At 57.2% G+C, this 500-nt stretch carries 1 pseudogene; it reads left to right on the forward strand.

Features of this window, described 5'->3' with window-relative positions:
- Window positions 1-500: pseudogene (locus tag PGX78_RS08385) on the forward strand (hypothetical protein); the annotation flags it as partial.

The following is a 500-nucleotide window of genomic DNA, read 5'->3' on the forward strand; positions in this document are numbered from 1 at the left end:
GCCAACGCTTATGACCCTGAGGTACAGACCGCATCCGGTACGGCACTCGGTGATTATTCGCGGGCTCGATCGTTGGCTGTTGCCGTAGGCCCCTATGCGTCTGCCGAAAAGATTGCCGCTGTAGCCATCGGCGCCGGGGCCAAGGCTGCGGAATTTAACTCCCTGGCCATGATGCGTCAGTCTTATGCAAGCGGTAAGTATGCGGCGGCTATCGGAACGGCTGCCGTAGCTAAGGGTGAAGCCAGTCTGGCTATGGGACATTCGTCTACGGCTACGGGCAATCAGTCCATCGCCATCGGCACCATAGCACCGAAAACACAATATGATTCCAAGGGAACTCCCATTGCCGCCTATGACGGTGTAAACAATACGCAGGCTACGGCCGATCGTGCTATTGCCTTGGGTCAGACGGCTCATGCTAAAGGCGTAGACAGTATAGCCTTCGGCAGTCGCAGTACGGCCGGCGGCGCAAGCTCTATTGCTTACGGTACCGATGCCAA

The organism is Megasphaera sp. AF13-6AC, from assembly GCF_027685385.1.
Lineage (GTDB): Bacteria > Bacillota > Negativicutes > Veillonellales > Megasphaeraceae > Megasphaera > Megasphaera micronuciformis.